This is a genomic window from Microcoleus sp. PH2017_12_PCY_D_A, assembly GCF_020738565.1.
Lineage (GTDB): Bacteria > Cyanobacteriota > Cyanobacteriia > Cyanobacteriales > Microcoleaceae > Microcoleus.
Genome location: NZ_JAEQCI010000028.1, coordinates 1 through 16,970 on the forward strand (window position 1 = coordinate 1; position 16,970 = coordinate 16,970).

Annotated in this window: 18 protein-coding genes and 1 other RNA gene; 3 read left to right on the plus strand and 16 right to left on the minus strand. The window is 46.9% G+C overall.

Going from position 1 to position 16,970, the window contains the following annotated elements:
- Positions 1–215: 215 nt before the first annotated feature.
- The 6 genes from JGK39_RS08005 to rpmI all read right to left on the minus strand — a co-directional run bounded on the left by JGK39_RS08005 (position 216) and on the right by rpmI (position 5,065).
- Positions 216–2,474: a diguanylate cyclase gene (locus JGK39_RS08005; protein WP_293245896.1), complete on the minus strand. Its 2,259-nt coding sequence runs from the start codon at positions 2,472–2,474 to the stop codon at positions 216–218.
- The gene (locus JGK39_RS08010; RefSeq protein ID WP_293245902.1) at positions 2,471–3,079 is read right to left on the minus strand and encodes a chemotaxis protein CheC; all 609 of its coding nucleotides are present in this window, start codon (positions 3,077–3,079) and stop codon (positions 2,471–2,473) included. Before JGK39_RS08010 ends, JGK39_RS08005 begins: the two co-directional genes overlap by 4 nt.
- On the minus strand, positions 3,076–3,453 hold the full coding sequence (locus JGK39_RS08015; protein ID WP_293245905.1) for a response regulator: 378 nt from the start codon (positions 3,451–3,453) through the stop codon (positions 3,076–3,078). Before JGK39_RS08015 ends, JGK39_RS08010 begins: the two co-directional genes overlap by 4 nt.
- Before the next feature lie 238 nt (positions 3,454–3,691).
- Complete coding sequence (locus JGK39_RS08020; protein WP_293245908.1) at positions 3,692–4,222, minus strand: tetratricopeptide repeat protein; 531 nt, start codon at positions 4,220–4,222, stop codon at positions 3,692–3,694.
- A 269-nt stretch (positions 4,223–4,491) separates the two neighbouring features.
- A complete protein-coding gene (gene rplT / locus JGK39_RS08025; RefSeq protein ID WP_293245911.1) occupies positions 4,492–4,848 on the minus strand; it encodes a 50S ribosomal protein L20 in 357 nt (118 codons plus the stop codon).
- A 19-nt stretch (positions 4,849–4,867) separates the two neighbouring features.
- On the minus strand, positions 4,868–5,065 hold the full coding sequence (rpmI, locus tag JGK39_RS08030; RefSeq protein ID WP_293245916.1) for a 50S ribosomal protein L35: 198 nt from the start codon (positions 5,063–5,065) through the stop codon (positions 4,868–4,870).
- 225 nt (positions 5,066–5,290) lie between these two features.
- On the opposite strand from rpmI, the gene JGK39_RS08035 reads away from it, so the two are divergent.
- A complete protein-coding gene (locus tag JGK39_RS08035; protein ID WP_293245919.1) occupies positions 5,291–5,983 on the plus strand; it encodes a type 1 glutamine amidotransferase in 693 nt (230 codons plus the stop codon).
- A gap of 89 nt (positions 5,984–6,072) precedes the next feature.
- Here the strand turns inward: JGK39_RS08035 and JGK39_RS08040 are convergent, their stop codons facing one another.
- The 6 genes from JGK39_RS08040 to JGK39_RS08065 form a co-directional block, all read right to left on the minus strand.
- Complete coding sequence (locus JGK39_RS08040) at positions 6,073–6,852, minus strand: glutathione S-transferase family protein (protein WP_293245922.1); 780 nt, start codon at positions 6,850–6,852, stop codon at positions 6,073–6,075.
- A gap of 60 nt (positions 6,853–6,912) precedes the next feature.
- A complete protein-coding gene (locus JGK39_RS08045) occupies positions 6,913–7,332 on the minus strand; it encodes a hypothetical protein (RefSeq protein WP_293245925.1) in 420 nt (139 codons plus the stop codon).
- 25 nt (positions 7,333–7,357) lie between these two features.
- Entirely contained in the window at positions 7,358–8,242 is an 885-nt protein-coding gene (locus tag JGK39_RS08050; RefSeq protein ID WP_293245928.1) for a hypothetical protein, read from the minus strand.
- 89 nt (positions 8,243–8,331) lie between these two features.
- Complete coding sequence (locus JGK39_RS08055) at positions 8,332–8,919, minus strand: TetR/AcrR family transcriptional regulator (protein WP_293245931.1); 588 nt, start codon at positions 8,917–8,919, stop codon at positions 8,332–8,334.
- A gap of 258 nt (positions 8,920–9,177) precedes the next feature.
- A non-coding RNA gene (gene ssrS, locus JGK39_RS08060) (6S RNA) lies at positions 9,178–9,364 on the minus strand.
- Positions 9,365–9,414: 50 nt separating this feature from the next.
- Complete coding sequence (locus JGK39_RS08065) at positions 9,415–10,587, minus strand: 5-(carboxyamino)imidazole ribonucleotide synthase (protein ID WP_293296000.1); 1,173 nt, start codon at positions 10,585–10,587, stop codon at positions 9,415–9,417.
- Positions 10,588–10,983: 396 nt separating this feature from the next.
- On the opposite strand from JGK39_RS08065, the gene purD reads away from it, so the two are divergent.
- Together purD and JGK39_RS08075 are read left to right on the plus strand one after the other, a co-directional pair.
- A complete protein-coding gene (purD, locus tag JGK39_RS08070; RefSeq protein WP_293245937.1) occupies positions 10,984–12,411 on the plus strand; it encodes a phosphoribosylamine--glycine ligase in 1,428 nt (475 codons plus the stop codon).
- A 472-nt stretch (positions 12,412–12,883) separates the two neighbouring features.
- Positions 12,884–15,055 (plus strand): HAMP domain-containing sensor histidine kinase, encoded by a 2,172-nt coding sequence (locus tag JGK39_RS08075; RefSeq protein WP_293245940.1) that lies wholly within the window; start codon positions 12,884–12,886, stop codon positions 15,053–15,055.
- Positions 15,056–15,084: 29 nt separating this feature from the next.
- Here JGK39_RS08075 and JGK39_RS08080 read toward each other — a convergent pair whose 3' ends face one another.
- Genes JGK39_RS08080 through JGK39_RS08095 form a run of 4 tightly spaced genes read right to left on the minus strand, consistent with a single transcriptional unit; the run spans position 15,085 to position 16,708 of the window.
- Entirely contained in the window at positions 15,085–15,300 is a 216-nt protein-coding gene (locus JGK39_RS08080) for a type II toxin-antitoxin system HicB family antitoxin (protein ID WP_293245943.1), read from the minus strand.
- Positions 15,300–15,491 (minus strand): type II toxin-antitoxin system HicA family toxin, encoded by a 192-nt coding sequence (locus JGK39_RS08085; RefSeq protein WP_293245946.1) that lies wholly within the window; start codon positions 15,489–15,491, stop codon positions 15,300–15,302. The genes JGK39_RS08080 and JGK39_RS08085 overlap by 1 nt, the downstream gene beginning before the upstream one ends.
- A 46-nt stretch (positions 15,492–15,537) precedes the next feature.
- The gene (locus tag JGK39_RS08090; protein ID WP_293245949.1) at positions 15,538–15,750 is read right to left on the minus strand and encodes a hypothetical protein; all 213 of its coding nucleotides are present in this window, start codon (positions 15,748–15,750) and stop codon (positions 15,538–15,540) included.
- A gap of 58 nt (positions 15,751–15,808) precedes the next feature.
- Positions 15,809–16,708, minus strand: a complete 900-nt coding sequence (locus tag JGK39_RS08095) for a S1 RNA-binding domain-containing protein (protein ID WP_293245952.1) — start codon at positions 16,706–16,708, stop codon at positions 15,809–15,811.
- Between the last annotated feature and the right edge of the window lie 262 nt (positions 16,709–16,970).

Here is a 16,970-nt window from a genome sequence, read left to right on the forward strand (position 1 = left end):
GGCTAACACTGCATAATTTCAGCCCAAAAGCGTTTGGCTTCCAAGTTTTCACAACTGATAAAAAAATCCGACCCACATCTGCGGAATGTGGGTTATAAAATCTAAAATCTAAAATCTAAAATCTAAAATCTAAAATCTAAAATCTAAAATATTTAATGGTATTAGTGCCGGATTCGGGTTAGTGTCTATTCCGAATTCACAAATATTGGCAGAAGTCAAGCGCTTGTGGGTGAGGGGAAATTAGTATTGGGTAGGGAAAAGTCAACCGGGCGCACGGGAGGGGCTGTGCCGTTGGTCTTGGCTGTGGGAGGGTCTGCCTGGTACACTTGGATGCGATCGCGCCCTGCGTCTTTGGCTTGGTACAGCGCTGCGTCGGCTGCGTCAATCAATATCGAGGCTGGGGATTTAGATGCAGGAACCGTACTCGGTGCTGCGTCGGCTGCGTCGATCGCCATAGAGGCTTCGGATTCAGAGACAGGAACCATAGTCGCTATCCCCAGACTGACAGTGACGTAGTTGCTCACCTGAGAACCAGCGTGAGGAATCTGTAAAGCTGCGATTTTGAGCTGTATGTGTTCGGCTACCAGCTCGGCCCCTTCACTCGCCGTATTCGGCAAAATAACTGCAAATTCTTCGCCTCCGTAGCGAGCTACTAAATCGGCAGGGCGATTAATTGCTTGCCCGATCGCCTGGGCGACTTGCCACAAACACTCGTCTCCCTTTGGGTGTCCGTAGGTATCGTTGTAACTTTTAAAAGAATCTATATCGCACAAAATTAGGGACAGAGGAGTTTGTTCCCGCGCTTGTCGGCGCCACTCCCTGTCTAAATACTGATCGAACCGGCGGCGGTTTGCTAACTGCGTGAGTTCATCTAAAGTTGCTAAACGCTCTAACTTGAGGTTGGCTGCTTGCAACTGCTGGTAGAGTTCTGCTTGTTTGATCGCGATCGCCAACTGAGCGGCCAGATTCGACAGTAACTCGACTTCCAACTGCATCCACTGTCGGGGACTGCACTGGTGGGCCATCAGCAGTCCCCACAATTCCTCCCCTTGCACTAAAGGCACTACCAAATAAGCTCTCACCTCAAATTGCGCCAGCAAGTCAATTTGATATTGCGGTAAATCCGCGGCCGAGATATCGGCGATCGGCCGGATCGCCCGATGTTGGTAGGCTTCAAGATAGAACTCGTCAAAACAGAAATTTTCCAGGGTTTCTCCCAGCATCGGCCGACAGTTGAGTGCTACAGATTCCACCGTTACCGCCCCCGTGGCGGGTGCAGCGCAGTGACTGCCCGTACAGGGGTTAAAGCGGACGATCATCACTCGATCGGCAATCAGGAACTGGCGCACTTCTGTCACTGTCGTGCTGAGCACTTCGCCCAAATCCAGAGACTGGCGGATGTGCTGAGTAATCGTCGCCATCAGCAGTTCCCGTTCGTTTTGCTGTCGCAGCGCCTCTTCTGCCTGCTTGTACTCGGTAATATCTTGAGCAGTGCCGAAAATTTGTTTGGGCTCGCCCTCTGCTGTGCGGGCGAACACTTGATCGCGGCAGCGAAAGTGGCGCCATTCGCCCGATCGGTGTTGGAGCCGATAGTCCAACTCCAAAATATGCCCGTCTGCGGCTGAGGGAAATTTTTGCAGGTGGGCTCCGAGCCTCGGCAAATCTTCTGGATACACCAAACTCGAGTACAAAGCTGTTTGCATCTGTAAAATTTCTTGGGGAGTGTAGCCTAGCAGCTTAGAAGCTTGACCGTTGACGTAGACGTTGCGCTGTTCGGTCAAGTCGTAAATGTAGAGCAAATAAGGCGCCGCATCGGCAATCTGCTGGATGAAATGCTGGCTCTCGCGCAATTCTGCTTCCACCCGCTGGCGCACTTCCACTTCTTCCAAAGCTTGATCTCGCATCGTGCGGTAAGCTTGGATGCGGTGGGTGAGGTCGGTTACGTCTTGAATCACCAACAGGGCGTAAAACGATTGGCAGTTTGATGCCACAAAGCCGTAAGGCGAAATTGAAGTCTTAAAGTTTGAGGGCGATGCGGCACCAACAGCTTCTCCTTGTCCCACTATACCTTCGGGTTCCAACTCCACAGTCGATCGAACCAAGCCGGCAATATCCAGTTCGGCAACGCCCGGTGAGAGTGCAGGGACAGCCGTCACAGTAGTTTGCTGGATGCGCTGCTGGCCGTCTTGCCAAGTTGCCGGAATCAGGTGCTTGTGAATTTGAGAAGAAAAAATTGTTGGCGGGCCTCCTGCAAAGATTTGCTGGAAGCGGTTTGCGTACTTGAGCTGGCTCAGGTGAGGAAAATGAGTTGTGATCTTGGTTCCCAACATTTGGTCGCGGGGAATTTTCGTCCAGTCTTCGAGACAGGTATTCCAAAACAGCACCACAAAATCATCTCGCAGCAGGCAGGCGCCGACTGGTACGCTGTCGAGAACTCCAAACTTTTCCTCAATAGTTTTGCTCTCTTGGATCATAGACCCCCGGCAAGTTGATTGATCGCAGCCAACAAGGTGTCAAAAGAACTGACATTGAAAATGAGGATGATATCTCCTTGAATGTGAAGCTTTTCAATAATGAAACGGGTCTGGGCTAATAAAACAACTGTATCAGCAGCCAAACCGCCAGATGTCAGCAAAGTAGCGATCGTCCCTTCGGTGTAATTAGGAATGGAGTAGTTCAGGCGCTGCTGAAGTACGTTGCTGATGGCACCCATGACCCCATTGATTACAATATTTCCCACTTCACTCAGCGTACCAATTTTCACTGAATCTAGGTCGTGAGTTCCGACTTCTTCCCCTGTCAGCATCGTCACCAGCATGGCCGCGCTGTTGGTGGGAAAGACTAGCTGGGCTATACCGCCAAAGGAACCAGTAAATTTGAGCTGGACGGCGGCGATTTGTTCGCCGTTGAGGTGCTGCTCTAATTGTGCTTGCACGTCGGCGGGAGATAGGATTTGGAGGTAGGGGATTTGCAAGCGAATGGGAGATTCGATCATGTCGTTCAAAATCCCTGCTGCTTGACCGATCCCGATGTTGACGAGTTCCTGCAAAGCATCGAGCTGTCGAGCACTTAATTTCATGGGGCGCTCTCCTCGCTGGCACTGAGAGCTTTTTTGATCCACCCGATCAGTTCGTCTGAGTTGGGCATTTTGTGAATGACTGCCAGGGCTCCGAGTTCCATGCACTCGGATTTGGTGGTTGCTTGAATATCTGCGGTAATGACGATGACTGGAATTTTATATCCTCGTGAGCGCATGGCTTGCAGGACTTCCCGACCTTCCATTTCCGGCATCAGCAAATCTAAGAGCATACAGTTTGGGGTCTTAGCAGCCAGCAGTTCCAGAGCTTCCGGGCCGCTCGATGCTTCCCAAGTCTCGTATCCTTCTGCTCGCAGGATTTTGCAGATTACCCTGCGAGTCAACCACGAATCTTCGACAACGAGAATTGATGTCACTACGTTCTCCTCCTTCAATTGTTTAGGACTGACCGGCGTTGCAGGCACTGCTTCGATCTAGACAGTAGTTTAAACTGTTGGGATCGCGTGCGATCGCTCGCAGTGCGTGAATTCCTGTTCTTAAAAACTAACTCATTAAGGTGTTCGATAGTCGAGTCTCTTTGATTGTGGGAAGAAAAAACCCGGTTTCTGAATGAAACCAGGTTTGCGGGATCTGTATTGCTCTTGACACCGGCCCTCAATTATAGATTACCAAACGCTTCCTGAGGGACTCTACTCGCTTTTTAGCAGTGGCATTGTCTGGATCGCAGGTGAGAGCTTGTTCGTACATTTCCAAGGCTTGAGCGGTTAATTTCTTGCGCTCGTAGGCGTGACCGAGATTGTTGAGAGATGTAACGTAGTCGGGCTGCAACTTCAGGGCTTCTTTGTACTGGCGGATCGCGATGTCGTACTGTTCTTGGCCGAAGTGGGCAAAACCTAGGGCGTTGTAAAGAAAGGCTAGATCTTCTTCGCCTTCTAAGTCTTTGGTTTTCAGGGCTTTTTGAAACAGTACGATCGCCTGGGAGTAAAGTTTCTTATCTACATAGATACTGCCTAACTCGTAGTATTCCTGTGCTGTTCCTTTTTCTGTGGTCAGCTTATTTTCTAAGCGTTCCAAAGACATTTCCAGCTTCCGAGTTTTGAAAATCTGGCGCACAACAAACCAGGAAGTGCTGCCGAGTATAGCCAGCAAAACTGACAGGTAAACAATCAGCAAATTACTATCCATGTTTTTTTTATTAGGTAGGTTGGTGGAAGGTTTTATTTATTTTAATCCGCTAGCAATCTGTGAAGTTTGCCTTGGCAACTATATAAAAAACACGAAATGGGCGATCGACCGGGACGATCGCAATTTCTGAAAAATCAAGAATCCAGAAGTAAGAACAAAGAAGGAAAATGAGTCTCAACCTCCTAAATTTATCAGGAGTTTTCCTTCTCTGGCAGATAGCTAAATCTTTCCTACTTCTGCTTTCTTCTGTCGGAAAACTATTCAAGCTTTCACGAACCGGCTCGATTGGCCATTTCCACGACTTTACCGAATGTTGCGGGGTCAACGATCGCCATTTGTGCCAGCATTTTGCGGTTGATTTCGATGTTGGCCTTCTTCATGTTGCCGATCAGCCTGCTGTAGCTCGTGCCGTGTTGGCGGGATGCAGCATTGATCCGAGCAATCCACAGGCGCCGGAAATCGCGTTTGCGTTTTTTGCGATCGCGATAACCGTTACGCAGGGCCTGCATCACCCGCTGGTTAGCTGTGCGGAACTGTTTGGACTGTGCGCCGCGGAAACCCTTGGCTAACTTGAGAATTTTTTTGCGGCGCGCTCTGGCGACATTACCGCGTTTTACCCGTGTCATCTTTAATTTCCGTTAAACTTTACAAGTATGGAAGCATTAACCGCACGTTATCATCATTGGTTTCGTCGATGACGACCAGCTTAGAGAGACGGCTTTTGCGAGCTGAACTTTTGTGTGAAAGCAAGTGGCTTTTGTAAGCTTTGCGGCGCACAATTTTACCGGTGCCGGTCGCTCTAAAGCGCTTTGCGGCTGCTTTGCGAGTTTTGAGTTTTGGCATGGACTGGTGTTATTTGGACACAAGCTTCAACATTATCACGTTTGTGGTACTTTCTGCAAGAGGGATTTGCGGGTTGCGATTTGGGGAGTTGGCGAGAGGCGTCGGTGCGGAGAGAATTTGACGATTTTTCGATTTAACGGGCTTGATATTACTTAACACGGCGCTACGGATACAACCTACATACAAGATGTAATATTAGCTTTATGATTTTGCAGGAGTGGTCGGATGAAGATTCATTATCTACAGCACGTTGCTTTTGAAGGGCTAGGCAGAATTGAACCGTGGGCGATCGCTCAAAATCACTCATTGTCAGCCACCAGATTCTATAATAACGAGCCTTTGCCTTCAGTTAAAGATATTGATTGGCTGATTGTCATGGGCGGGCCGATGAATATTTATGAAGACGATAAATACCCTTGGCTGACGGAGGAGAAACAGTTTATTGAGCAAGCCATTCAACAGGATAAAACAGTCATTGGCATCTGCCTGGGAGCGCAATTAATTGCCGATGTTTTAGGTACAAAAGTTTATGCGGGGCCGCAGAAAGAAATTGGTTGGTTTCCGATTAAAATGACCGATGAGGCTGAAAATTCTGCGGTTTTTAATTCACTGCCAAAGCAGCTTACAGTCTTTCATTGGCACGGCGATACATTTGACTTACCAAAAGGTGCGATTCGCCTAGCATACAGCGCAGGGTGTCAGAACCAGGCGTTTGTATATAACGAAAAAGTATTAGGTTTACAGTTTCACCTCGAATCAACCAAAGACACCGTGCAGCAAATTATTCAAAACTGTGCAGATGAATTGGTTGAGGGCAAGTATATTCAGAAACCAGAGGAAATGTTGCTAAGAGAGAGAGATTTCGCTGCAATCAACAATGCCATGAACACAATCTTAAACAATCTCTCAGCAGATTGAAAGCCTAATTAATTAATTACCAATCAACGGCACTGGATTAACCTATCTCTTTCATCATGCAGACAGCAAGAAAATGACTCATTTTGTTGTTATTTAATGTGCCGTTGCTCTCGGTACAAGCGGAGTGCGTGATTTCCGGCAGCAGTAGCCTGCAATTCTCTAATTACTGATGCCATATCGATCGGCAATTCCTCAATTTTAGCCACCAAAACCGGATGTTCGAGGGGCTGCAACACAGGAGCAGCTAAGGCGGCAAAAGTCAAGTCTGCCGCCGATAAATTATCGCCAGCTAAATAAGGGCGATCGTCTGCTAATCTTTGATTCACTATCTCGAAAACTTCCCGAATCCCTTGCAGCGAAAAAGCTGCTGACTCTGCTGTTATGCTGTAGAGTTGCCGCACTTTGGCGCTAATAAACGGAAAAGCTATTTCAAATCCCACTCGCTCAAACAGGGGCGCCCCCTTGCACCAAGCTTTTCGCATCGTTTTGCGATCGTTCAAGCGATAAAAATATGCCCAAGTACGAATATCTACCCCCAATCTCGTATCAAACAACTCTTCCAATTCTTCCACTTCTCGGCGCAATTCTGGTGCTTCTGGATACAAGCGAAAACCTGATGAACTTATGGTATCGAAATAATGCAAAATATCTGTTGAATCGGTAAAATTGCCAGATTTTGTAACTAAAACTGGAACGCTGGTACCTCCGTATTTGCGGGTAGCCGAGCGGTGAAAAGCAGGTACGTGTTTTTCTTCAATGTAGGGAATTTTTAGCAAGTCTAGCGCCCAGCGAACTTTTTCGCAGTAGTGGCTGATCGGAATAGTAATCAGGCGAAGGCGATCGGAATCGGCAACTGTTGAGTAATTCATAAAGCTAGTAAAAATTTGCGAGAATTGACGTTGTGAAATGTTGCGTAAGTCCTGAAAATTTCAATCTACAAACTTTTCCTTACGCCATTCTTGAAGAATTAAGCACGACCAAAATATAAAACCTAGCAGCAAACATCCCGTCAATTCTTCAAACCAAATAAAGATGTGCATTTTCAGTGAAAAAGCCGACATAGATTCAAAAAAGTAATGTGCAATTCCCCCTACACTCGTTAGCGCCCAAACACACAAGCAGGAATATGCCACCCAGAAATTACCCTTTGCATATTGAATGTAACCAATTACAGCAAATGGTACTAATATCAGCCAAGCAATCCAGACGTGCTGGGGGTGCATCCCGGCAGGTGCAGGGTAGTTGGTAAAAAAGATGAAATTGTCTGTGTAATGAAGGATGGTAGCAACTAGATTGATTGTGAGTCCAATTAGCAGCCAAGTCTGTTGCGGTTTATTTTCAACGTTCATTTTTGTTGTCTCCTCCAATGTCAAGTTATGAAGCTCTCTTACTGTTATTTAAAAATTCTCGTCCTTTTTCCTCTCCGTGGCGATAGAGTGACATAAGTCCTTCTGCTGTTGCGCTTGTGAAATCCACACCCAATATTTTGGGATCTAAATCTGGCTGAATAGTACGAATAGACGTATTTTTCCAAACATTAGGAAGTGGTTCTATTTGACAGATATCTCGATAGAGTAAACCTGGTTCGTTAGCAATGGCAATCACTTCCTTGTATCCAATATCAACCATTTCTAATGCTGGACACAAGCAGGTGTAGGAAGCATCGACATAAGGTTTGTCGGCAATCCAAGCGGGAATATCCCAACCATGGAGCATTCGTGTTGAAGCATAGGCAACTTCCTTAAAGTTAGAGGCATTCATGTGAAATCTGCTGCTATAATTAGCACTACCAAATAAAGCTAGACGCAAATTTTTATCGATCCAACTCTTGTCTTTTTTGGCAGTAGATACGAGCAGTTGTCGCCCTAGTCTCTTGGCTTTTGTACTTTGAGTTTCTGCCGTCGCTTCTGCTGTAATTACAGCACTGGTAGCAATAAACAGTTCGGGTGATTCTGTTTGGAATAGTTGCTCGCAAATTACAGGAGCAAAATCAGCAATGCTCTGGATAACTATTTGACTCATGCCGATGTTATCCTGTTTGAGTAGTTGCGCTAATTTTTGCCAATAGTTCGCACCCACATCTATTACTCTGCCAATGGCTGCCATACTACAGGGAATAACGGATGAAGATGCAGCCGCGTAAGCATTTGCTCGAAGTCCAGCTATTTCAAATGCGCTCAATACACCGTGTATGAATGCTCCTTTGAAACTTCCTGAATAACAGGCTATCGCTAAAGATTTATTCACCGATTTTGACATAAGTTTCTTCTAGCTTTCCCTGAGATGAATTGAGAGGGTACAGATTTAAGACCGAACGGTCTGTTTTGTTGAAAAAAAAATATCAGACTCTAAAGTTGATTGTCGAGATAGGCGTGCAAGTGAGCAATTGCTCTTTTGATGTGAATCGCATCTCCGTAAAGTTTGCTCATCATTATCGCTCCCTCCAACGTTGAAATCACAATAGTTGCGACTGCATCAGCTTCGACATTTTCTCGCACCTCACCTTTGGCAATTCCTTTGTCAATTATTTTGCAAATCAAGGCACGCCAACTGTCCATTGCTATTTGCGCCCGCTGGCGCAAGGCTGGATGAGCGTCATCGCTTTCAACTGCGGTATTTAACAGGGGACAGCCGCCAGGTATGGGAGGATTTTCGGCTAATTTATTAAATATTGATACCATAGCTTTTAGGCGATCGATCGCATTTTTGTTTCCTTTCAAAGCCCCGATATATTGTTTCCGCATACATTCGGTGGCAAAGTCAAAGGCTTGCAAGGCTAGTTCGTCTTTGCTCTGGAAGTGGTTGTAAATTCCTCCTTTTTGCAAGCCTGTAACGCGCATGATGTCAGACATAGAAGAACCCGAGTAGCCGTACTGATTGAACAGTGCTGCGGCTTCCCTGAGAATTTTTTCTCTGGTTTCTTGGGCTTTTGACATTTTGAGCGATACCGACAGACCGATAGGTCTTTTTTAGAGAATAGCAGAGTTACTTGTGAATTGCAACACCCACAGTCAAATTGGTTCGTAGTGAGGACTTTAGTCCGCATCATCAAAGGACTAAAGTCCTCACTACAAACCAATACGATCGCTCTCTGCGACGGCTATCTACACCAAAAGTCGAAATTTTTACGTTTAATCTCAAAAAAAAATAGGCTAGCCATATTTCACAGCGCCTATCTCAATCAATATTTTAATGGCTCCCCACAACGCCGTCTTACCTCAGCTTTTGACCTGGTATCATACCAGGTGGGCACCGTTGGCTCGGACTTAAAGTTTCTGGGTACAAGCCCAGTTTACTGCTGTCCAAACATCTTGATTCCCTAGAGTTAAGAGTTATAGATCAAAAAAACATTATTGGCAGTCACCAACGTCGCAGTAGAACCTTTATTTAATATACAGCAACTAACCAGATTTTGGCAAGCTTGAAGCAAGTTAAGTTGCATACCAGATGGATTCAATGGTTTGAGCGATCGCACTAGCCGATTTTCCTTCATTCTCCCCCAAGCCCGCGTCGAACAGGACAGTAACGTGACCCAGTTTTCTGCCCGGGCGCGATACTTTCTTACCATACCAATGTACAAAAGCGCCGCTAATTTGTGCCAGTTGTTTTCGTTTTGCTAAATAATCTGACTCCGCAGACTCGTAGCCGAGCAAATTTACCATGACAGCACTTGAACATTTCAGATCGCAATTACCTAAAGGCAGTTGACAAACTGCGCGCAAATGCTGTTCAAATTGTGAAGTTTTGCAAGCATTGATGGTAAAGTGTCCCGAGTTGTGGGTGCGGGGGGCAATTTCATTGACTAACAGCTTATTGTCGGCGGTTAAAAATAATTCAATGCCGAATACGCCGACAGCTTCTAAGCTATTGAGGAGAGTGCGGGCGATCGCACAAGCTTCGGTTTGCACCTCTAAACTAATATCGGCGGGGGCAATTACCACGCGGCAAACCTGATTTTGCTGTTGGGTTTCGACGATCGGGTAAATCGCCATTTCCCCAGTTGCCGATCGAGCTGCAATTACAGCCAACTCGCGATCGAACGGCACAAACTCTTCTACCAGCAAAGACTGGCCTTTAACTTTATCGCAAATTGACTCAAAACTCTCGCGATCCTTAACAATAAAAGTACCTTGGCCGTCGTAACCGTGGCGGCGAACTTTGACGACAAAGGGAAAGTCGAGGTGCAAATCCTGGCTGCAATCCCACGCCCAAAACTTGGGAGTTGGCAAACCCAACCCTTGCAAATAACAGCGCTGCACGTACTTATCCAACAAAGGAGAAAGCGACGACAAACTCGGTCTAAATAACACACCTTGGTGTTCGAGAATACGCAAACCATCCAAATCCACAAACTCATTTTCAAAAGTAATAACATCGCAGCCATCGGCCAAATGAGCCGTAGCCAAAACATCATCAACAGCCGCCAAAACAGCACCAGCAGCAACAGAAACTGCCGGGTCAGCAGCATCGGGAGTTTGCACGACCAATTCAATACCCAGCGCCCTAGCAGCATCCCCCATCATCGAAGCTAGCTGGCCGCCGCCGACAACGCCCACCCGCTTAAATTTGGCAGGCGAACTCGCAGTGGCTTCGGTGAATTTCATCTGAGTAATTTTCATTATGTTAACCAGACTATTTTATAGCAAAAAGTACCGCAATGAATATCCTGTTGGGGCGGGTTCACAAACAATATATAACAAGTACCAACAATCTCAATAAACCCGCCCGCCCCAACAGTAAATCGCAATCTACGTCTTAAGTAAAAATATTGAATCAAAGAATAACCGCAGCATCCTGGAGCTGGGAAAGTCTTCGATCGTGGCACTGGTTGACCCATTACCAAACAACGATCGCTCCCCACTCCTCCAGAAAAGTGCCACATCTAGCAATTCACGATTCGCCAACCATGGCATAATTGAGGGCACTGCAAAAAGCAGATAGACAGGTGCAAACACTGAAAATCAAACATTCAGACAACAAAATTTATAGGTGAGGATGCTGTGAAAGTTTTGGTTGTGGGGAACGGAGGTCGCGAACACGCGATCGCAAAAAAACTGCTAGAATCTACGCGGGTTAAACAAGTATTCTGCGTACCGGGCAACGGCGGCACAGCTACCACCAAAGGCTGTCAAAATCTGTCGCTCAACATCGACGACTTCCAAGGCATCGAACGCTTTGTGATGGTGAACAACATCGGACTCGTCATCGTCGGCCCCGAATTGCCCCTATCGCTAGGCATTGTTGACTACTTCCAACAGCGAAAACTGATGATTTTCGGCCCCAACAAAGCCGGCGCCCAAATTGAATCCAGCAAATCCTGGGCCAAAGAATTGATGCTGGAAGCAGGCATCCCAACACCCAAGGCTGCCGTATTTACAGGTGCAGAAGCAGCCAAAGCATATGTTGTGGAACAAGGAGTACCCATAGTCATCAAAGCAGACGGACTCGCATCAGGCAAAGGAGTCACCGTTGCCACCACCGTCAAAATGGCTCACAGCGCCATCAACACCATTTTTAGAGGCGAATTCGGTACCGAAAACCTCCGAGTCGTCGTCGAAGAATATGTAACGGGTCAAGAAGTCTCGATTCTCGCCCTCACCGACGGTATCACAGTAGAACCGCTGCTGGCTGCTCAAGACCACAAAGCCATTGGCGAAGGCGACAAGGGAGCCAATACCGGCGGTATGGGAGCCTACGCCCCAGCGCCAATTGTCACGCCCAAACTTATGGACAGGATTCAAGCAGAAATTCTTGAACCTACCCTCGCTGCACTCCAAAAACGCAACATCGATTACCGGGGCGTCCTCTACGCAGGTTTAATGATTACACCGAAAAGAGAACTTAATGTCTTAGAATTCAACTGTCGTTTTGGAGATCCCGAAACTCAAGCGGTTTTGTCGCTGTTGGAAACTCCCCTGGAAGATTTGGTGTTTGCTTGTTGTCAGCAGCGTCTCGGTGAATATTCCAACATTCGCTGGAAGTCGGGGGCTTCTGTTTGCGTAGTTTTGGCTTCTGGCGGCTATCCCGGAAATTATCAAAAAGGCAAAGTTATTACAGGTATCGAGGAAGCCGAAGCCAAAGGTGCAGAAGTGTTTCACGCCGGCACTCAGTTGAAGCAGCAGCAGTTGGTGAGCGAGGGCGGCCGCGTTTTGGGCGTCACGGCGGTGGCAGAAACTTTGGAACAAGCTATCTCTAAAGCTTATGCAGCAGTTGATTGCATCCAATTTGAAGGGGTTTACTGCCGCCGGGATATCGGCTTTCGGGCGCTGGCCCCTCAAAATGTCGAGCCAAGTGTTGAGCCAAGTGTTGAGCCTGGTGTCGAGCCTAGTGTCGAGTCCATTGTCGAGTCCGGTGTCGGGCCCAGTGTCGAACCAAGTGTCGAACCCAGTGTCGAACCAAGTGTCGAGTCCAGTGTCGATCGAAATTAGGAATTGCGGCCCGCTGGCCGCTGTTATCTGAAAGCTGGACACGCTGGGGATACTAGAACTCCCCCAGGCAGAAGATAGAATTTAAACCCCGGAGCATAAAGGTTTTAGCCGCCCAAAAGCAGAGCAATTTCAAGGTAGAAGTGCCACAATAAAGTTTGGCACATCTGCGGTGGCCGTAGCGGACAAGTCGTGGCAGAAAAATCGATCGACCAAAAACTCAATTAAGTAAAACTTAATTAAACTTAAAATACGGAGCGCTAAAAAGATTGCTGTGTATATATTCGGCCCTTCTTCCTGATGATAAATGACCTGTTTGACCTGTTTGACCTGTTTGACCTGTTTGACTTGGGAAGGCCTTCTTCCCAATGACCAATGCCCAATGACCAATGCCCAATGACCAATGCCCAATGACCAATGCCCAATGACCAATAACTTAATCTTGCTTTTAATATTGAACTGGTGAACTGCTCAAATGCTGGCCATACTAAACAAAATCGGAGAAATTATTGCCCGCTGGTGGTCGGATTTTACCCTCCAGACTCGCCTGATGGCCGGTGCTACCCTCGTAGTTTCGTTAATTATGAGCGGCCTGACTTTTTGGGCCGTGAATACTATTCAGCAGGACGCCAGACTTAACGATACTCGCTACGGCCGCGATCTCGGGCTGCTGTTGGCGGCAAATGTGGCGCCGTTGATTGCGAAAAACGATCGCTCCGAAGTAGCCCGTTTTTCCCGCCAATTTTACAGCAGCACCTCCAGCGTCCGCTATATGCTGTACGGCGACGAAGCAGGAGATATTTTCCTGGGGATACCCTTCTCGGAATCGGAGGTGCGTACTTCCCTGACACTGCGCCGCCAAATTAAACTCCCAGATAATTTTCTCGCCGACATTGAGGCGAGAAATTTAACTTCTTTACCTTTGGTGCGGCAGCATTTGACGCCTGACGGAGAAGTGACTGACGTATTTGTGCCGCTAATTCACGAGGACAAGTATTTAGGCGTTTTGGCGATCGGCATTAACCCCAATCCCGCAGCAGTTATCTCTTCAAATCTAACCAGGGATGTCACTTTAGCAGTATTTGTCACGATTTGGGTGATGGTGATTTTGGGCGCAGTATTTAATGCGCTGACAATTACTCACCCGATCAAACAATTAGTTTTCGGAGTCAAAAACATCGCCAGCGGGAATTTTAAGCAGCGCGTTGACCTGCCTTTGGGGGGAGAATTGGGCGAGTTGATCGGCAGTTTTAACGAGATGGCCGAGAAATTAGAAAGTTATGAAGAACAAAATATTGAAGAGTTGACAGCCCAAAAAGCGAAGTTAGAAACTTTGGTTTCAACTATTGCTGATGGGGCGCTGTTGCTGGATGCAAATTTGCAGGTGATTTTAGTCAATCCAACTGGGATACGGATTTTTGGATGGGAAGGTAAAAATGCGATCGGCATTAACGTCGTCAATATTTTACCTGCGGAAGTGCAGCGCGAGTTGGCAAGACCCCTGCACGAAATCGCTGCGGGCGATCGCGAAGGCGGCGAATTTCGGATTACTCTGAGCGAACCAGTCAACCGCACAATTCGGATTCTGCTAACCACCGTAATTCTGCACAAAGCCCCGGGTACCGAACCGCTGTGCAAAAGCTGCGTGCGCGAGGAGGAAAATACCTGTACCGAGTCGCAGCGCCCGATCGCGATCGAGTGTACATTCTACGAGCAAACCTCCAAGCATCAAGGTTCCGGACAGTACCGAGAAAGTCTCAAAGGCATTGCAATGACAGTGCAGGACATCACTCGCGAAGTCGAACTAAATGAGGCTAAAAGCAATTTTATCAGCAATGTTTCTCACGAACTGAGAACGCCTTTATTTAATATCAAATCTTTTATCGAGACTCTCCACGAGTACGGAGAAGACCTTCTAGAAAGCGAACGCCGGGAATTCCTAGAAATTGCCAATCGAGAAACCGATCGCCTCACCCGTTTAGTCAACGACGTGTTAGACTTGTCGCGACTGGAATCCTGCCGAATTTATCAATTAGACGCGGTTGACCTCCCGCAAGCAGTCGAACAAACCCTGCGGACTTATCAGTTAAATGCCAAGGATAAAGGCATCGAATTAGAGCAAGAAGTTGACCCCTGTTTGCCGCCAGCTTTAGGCCATTACGATTTGCTGCTCCAAGTATTTGCAAATTTAGTAGGAAATGCCTTAAAATTTACCGAGTCCGGGGGCAAGGTGGCAATTCGAGCCTATTTGCTAGATTCCGAGGCTCCCGCACGCAAAGACGGCGCATCAGGAACCCACACATTATCACCGAATACCAGCCATTTTCCGGTAGTGCGGATCGAAATTTCTGATACTGGGATTGGCATAGATCCCGAAGATCAGCAGGCAATCTTCGATCGCTTTTTCCGAGTAGAAAACCGAGTCCACACTCTAGAAGGAACGGGATTAGGTCTTTCGATTGTCAGAAACATTATTGACAAGCACCACACTAAAATTAATTTAGTTAGCGAAGTGAATGTGGGTACTACTTTCTGGTTTGACTTACCAGTTTATCAGCATAAACAATCACTAGATATGGAAAATGCTTGGACGGTGGAAGCACAGGCTGAGACTGAAACAAGTTCGACTGCGGCTAAAACTGTTTAATGGAAAATGAAGATTGAAATTCATGCTAATTAAGCTGCAACAGAAATTGTCTTAGTTTTAAGGGATGGTTCTGGGATGGATTGACCATCCTCCCGGAGCGTGTCAATATAAAGCTCTATAGCTTCTTTAATATTGTTCTCTGTTTCTTCAAGTGTCTTACCTGTAGAAATACAACCAGGCAAATCTGGAACATAAGCTGAATAGTTAGCGCCGGCCAATTCAAAGATTACAACATATTCTTTCATTATTCGTCCTCCAGTTGTGCTTGCTTCCAAATACTTTTGAGAGTTCCAATGGCGACTTCATCAGAAAAACTACCAGGTACAACTACGATACCGGATTTTTCAGGGTGCTTCAGGACTCGATGACTTCCTCGCATTCTTGCTTCATACCATCCATCCGCTTCTAATCGCTTGAGTACCTCACGAATTTTCATTACTTGTCCTTTCTATTTTAATTTGTTCTAATACTGACTATTTAGCCTAGTCAGAAACTATGTTTAAAATCTGCTTAAAATCATCCGCTGTTAAGCCGTACAAATGCAGCGTGGTTTTATTGTCATCAGACAAATTAGGTACGTAGTTGCGCTTCAGCGCTCTTGATAAATATATATATAAAGAGCGCTGAAGCGCAACTACATACCTTGCCCGATCGCACATTCCCCCAATTCCCGCAAATTCCCCTAATTTTCCCATCGTTTACTCGTTTCCAGATTGGGTCTGAAAACGAGTAAACGGGTAAATTTGTCAAGACTTAAGAAAGAGTTTTTCTAGCGCGTTCCGATCGCTCTTCTGCGGTATCCATAACATCCGCCATTTTATCCACCATTTCCCCGGGATAATTTTCGAGTACCCGAGTAGAAAGCGAAATTCGCCCGCGACTTTGATCGAGGTCAACCACCACAGCTTTCAGGGGTTGGCCGGGGGCAAAAACTTGTCCGAGGTTCTCAATATATTTTTGGCTGACTTGCTTGATGTGCAGCAAACCGCTAACTCCTTCCAAATCCACAAACACGCCAAAAGGCTTGATGCTGCTGACTGTTCCTTCCACTAACTGACCGATTTGCAACTGATTTAAGGCATTCGATTGAGTCGCCATCCGCTGGGAAAGTACCAGTTTTTCGCGTTCGCGATCGACCTCCAAGAAATTCACGGTCAAAGATTGACCAATTAGCGATTCTATGTTATCGCGTTGTGCCAAGTGCGATCGGGGAATAAAACCGCGCATTCCCTCAACATCCACCGTCACGCCGCCCTTATTCGCCCCAGAAACTCGTACCTGAAGCACCTTACCAGTTTCCTGCAAAGCAACCAAATCTTCCCAAGCTTGCTGAATTAGTAACTGTTTCAGAGACAGAGTAACTTGACCGTCTGCATCTTGTTCGCGGATAATCAAAAATTCCCTTTCCTCGTCGAGGGGAACCACTTCCGACAAATCCGTTACCGTTCTCAAAGCAGCCTCTTCGATCGGCAAAAAAGCCGAAGACTTACCGCCGATATCAACATACGCGCCATTGGAGTCATACTCGAACACTTTGCCGCGCACTACTTGTCCCTTTTGGAACTCGTAATTGTGCTGTTCGAGGGCTTTAGCAAAATCATCCATTGAAAAAGATGCTTTTGCGCTTTGAGAACCTGTAGATTTGGAATTCATGTCAGTTGTCAGTTGTTAGTTATCAGTTGTCGTCTGTTGAAGGAAGAAGGAAGATGTTCCCCCACATTGGTGTCAACTTAGCCCGAAAGACCGCCAGGGAATTAATTCCCTGGCTAATAGCGAAAGTCCTCGCTCAGAGGACTGAAGAACTCATCAGTCCTCTGAGCGAGGACTTCAGCTTTGAGGCAGGGACTTCAGTCCCTGCCGGACTGGGGGTTGCAGCTTAAGTTGACGCCAATGGTCCCCCACTCTCCCACTCTCC

Bases quoted from the DNA above. Each gene is read 5' to 3' on its own strand.
- JGK39_RS08005 (WP_293245896.1), bottom strand. From the start codon at position 2,474: ATGATCCAAGAGAGCAAAACTATTGAGGAAAAGTTTGGAGTTCTCGAC.
- JGK39_RS08080 (WP_293245943.1), bottom strand. From the start codon at position 15,300: ATGAAAGAATATGTTGTAATCTTTGAATTGGCCGGCGCTAACTATTCA.
- JGK39_RS08040 (WP_293245922.1), bottom strand. From the start codon at position 6,852: ATGAATTACTCAACAGTTGCCGATTCCGATCGCCTTCGCCTGATTACT.
- JGK39_RS08090 (WP_293245949.1), bottom strand. From the start codon at position 15,750: ATGGGAAAATTAGGGGAATTTGCGGGAATTGGGGGAATGTGCGATCGG.
- JGK39_RS08075 (WP_293245940.1), top strand. From the start codon at position 12,884: ATGCTGGCCATACTAAACAAAATCGGAGAAATTATTGCCCGCTGGTGG.
- JGK39_RS08095 (WP_293245952.1), bottom strand. From the start codon at position 16,708: ATGAATTCCAAATCTACAGGTTCTCAAAGCGCAAAAGCATCTTTTTCA.
- JGK39_RS08085 (WP_293245946.1), bottom strand. From the start codon at position 15,491: ATGAAAATTCGTGAGGTACTCAAGCGATTAGAAGCGGATGGATGGTAT.
- JGK39_RS08045 (WP_293245925.1), bottom strand. From the start codon at position 7,332: ATGAACGTTGAAAATAAACCGCAACAGACTTGGCTGCTAATTGGACTC.
- JGK39_RS08055 (WP_293245931.1), bottom strand. From the start codon at position 8,919: ATGTCAAAAGCCCAAGAAACCAGAGAAAAAATTCTCAGGGAAGCCGCA.
- JGK39_RS08050 (WP_293245928.1), bottom strand. From the start codon at position 8,242: ATGTCAAAATCGGTGAATAAATCTTTAGCGATAGCCTGTTATTCAGGA.
- JGK39_RS08020 (WP_293245908.1), bottom strand. From the start codon at position 4,222: ATGGATAGTAATTTGCTGATTGTTTACCTGTCAGTTTTGCTGGCTATA.
- rpmI (WP_293245916.1), bottom strand. From the start codon at position 5,065: ATGCCAAAACTCAAAACTCGCAAAGCAGCCGCAAAGCGCTTTAGAGCG.
- JGK39_RS08035 (WP_293245919.1), top strand. From the start codon at position 5,291: ATGAAGATTCATTATCTACAGCACGTTGCTTTTGAAGGGCTAGGCAGA.
- JGK39_RS08065 (WP_293296000.1), bottom strand. From the start codon at position 10,587: ATGAAATTCACCGAAGCCACTGCGAGTTCGCCTGCCAAATTTAAGCGG.
- rplT (WP_293245911.1), bottom strand. From the start codon at position 4,848: ATGACACGGGTAAAACGCGGTAATGTCGCCAGAGCGCGCCGCAAAAAA.
- JGK39_RS08010 (WP_293245902.1), bottom strand. From the start codon at position 3,079: ATGAAATTAAGTGCTCGACAGCTCGATGCTTTGCAGGAACTCGTCAAC.